The organism is Mitsuaria sp. TWR114, assembly GCF_007997345.1.
The window spans coordinates 1-2350 of record NZ_VOSR01000311.1 but is presented as its reverse complement, the minus strand read 5'-3'; the positions used below and the strand labels follow the sequence as shown (position 1 = coordinate 2350).

Annotated in this window: 2 protein-coding genes; both read left to right on the top strand. The window is 69.3% G+C overall.

The annotated features are described in order from the left end of the window. Window positions 1–817, top strand: an 817-nt coding sequence (locus FUT87_RS12770) for a sugar-binding protein (RefSeq protein ID WP_147241262.1), incomplete at its 5' end; no start/stop codon positions are given. 19 nt (window positions 818–836) lie between these two features. Then, on the top strand, window positions 837–2350 hold a 1514-nt coding region (locus FUT87_RS12765), incomplete at its 3' end, for a sugar ABC transporter ATP-binding protein (protein ID WP_147241261.1).

Sequence of the window (2350 nt, the reverse complement as noted above, 5' to 3'; positions counted from 1 at the left end):
GAAGGTGCTGGTGATCGCGCCGATCGACGGCTCGGCGCTGTCGCCGGTGCTGCAGAAGGCCGCCGACCGCGGCATCAAGGTCGTCGCCTACGACCGGCTCATCAAGGGCACGAAGAACGTCGACTACTACGTCACCTTCGACAACTTCCAGGTCGGCGTGATGCAGGGCCAGAGCCTGATCGACAAGCTGGGCCTGGCCCAGGGCAAGGGACCGTTCAACATCGAGCTCTTCGGCGGCTCGCCGGACGACAACAACGCCACCTTCTTCTACGACGGCGCGATGTCGGTGCTCAAGCCCTACATCGACAGCGGCAAGCTGGTCGTGCGCAGCAAGCAGCTGGGCATGGCCAAGGTCGGCACGCTGCGCTGGGATGCCGCCACTGCGCAGGCCCGCATGGACAACCTGCTGTCCGCGTTCTACGGCAAGGACAAGCTGCATGCCGTGCTGTCGCCGTATGACGGCATCAGCATCGGCATCCTGTCCTCGCTGAAGGGCGCCGGCTACTGCACCGCCAAGCAGCCGTGCCCGGTCGTTTCGGGCCAGGACGCTGAGCTGCCGTCGGTCAAGTCCATCCTCAAGCACGAGCAGGCCAGCACCGTGTTCAAGGACACGCGCCAGCTCGCGCAGGCGGCGGCGACCGTCAGCGACGAGATGCTGGCCGGCAAGACGCCCGCCGCGGTCAACGACACCAAGACCTACAACAACGGCGTGAAGGTCGTGCCCAGCGTGCTGCTCAAGCCGGTCTCGGTCGACGCGGCCAACGTGAAGCCGGTGCTGGTCGACAGCGGCTACTACAAGGACACGCAACTGCGCTGAGCGGCGCGGTCATCGGTCCATGAACGCGACAACCCACGACAGCGCGGCCCCGGCCCCGCTGCTGGCGCTGCGCGGCATTACCAAGCGGTTCCCCGGCGTCGCGGCGCTGGAGGACGTGCGGTTGTCCGTGCGCGCCGGCGAGATCCATGCGCTCTGCGGCGAGAACGGCGCCGGCAAGTCGACGCTGATGAAGGTGGTGTCGGGTGTCTACCCGCACCCCGACCATGGCGGCGATTACGGCGGCGAGCTCTGCTTCGACGGTGAGGTGCGCCGCTTCGCCGGCATCGCCGACAGCGAGCGGCTGGGCATCATCATCATTCACCAGGAGCTGGCGCTGGTGCCGCAGCTCTCGATCGCGGAGAACCTGTTCCTCGGTCACGAGCCCGCGCGGCTGGGCGTCATCGACCGCATGGCGATGCACCAGCGCGCGGTCGAGCTGCTGGCGCGGGTGGGCCTGCGGGCCTCGCCACAGACGCCGGTCGGCGAGCTCGGCGTCGGGCAGCAACAGCTGGTGGAGATCGCCAAGGCGCTGGCCAAGGAAGTGCGGCTGCTCATCCTGGACGAGCCCACCGCCAGCCTGAACGACACCGACAGCGACGCGCTGCTGGACCTGCTGCTCGAGCTCAAGCGCCAGGGCATCGCGTCCATCCTGATCTCCCACAAGCTCAAGGAAGTGACGCGCGTCGCCGATGGCCTCACGGTGCTGCGCGACGGGCGCTCCATCCTCAGCCTGGACTGCGCCACCGACCCGATCTCCGAGGCGCGGATCATCCAGGCGATGGTCGGCCGCGACCTGTCCGAGCGCTACCCGCCGCGCACGCCGGCGATCGGTGAGCTGCTCTTCGAGTTGCGCGACTGGCGCGCGTTCCACCCGGTGCAGGCCGGGCGCGAGGTGGTCAAGGACGTCGACCTGACGGTGCGCCGCGGCGAGATCGTCGGCATCGCCGGGCTGATGGGCGCGGGCCGGACCGAGCTCGCGATGAGCGTGTTCGGCCGCAGCTATGGCCGGCGCATCAGCGGCAGTGCCTGGATGGACGGCCGCGAGGTCGATGTGTCCACGGTGCCCAAGGCGATTGCCGCCGGCCTGGCCTACGTGACCGAGGACCGCAAGTCGCTGGGCCTGCTGCTGGAGGAGTCGGTCGCGGTCAACACCTCGCTGGCGCACCTGGGCGGCGTGTCGCGCGGCGGCGTGCTGGACCGGGCGCGCGAGCATCAGGTCGCGCAGGACTTCCGGCGCCAGCTCGGCACCCGCTGCGCGGGCGTGGACCAGCGCGTCGTGCACCTGTCCGGCGGCAACCAGCAGAAGGTGGTGCTGGCCAAGTGGCTGTTCGCCGGGCCGCGGCTGCTGATCCTGGATGAGCCGACGCGCGGCATCGACGTCGGCGCGAAGTACGAGATCTACAGCCTGATCGCCGGCCTGGCGGCGCGCGGCTGCGGCATCCTGCTGATCTCCTCGGAGATGCCGGAGCTGCTGGGCCTGTGCGACCGGCTGTATGTGATGAACGAGGGGCGCATGGTGGCGGAGTTCCCGGC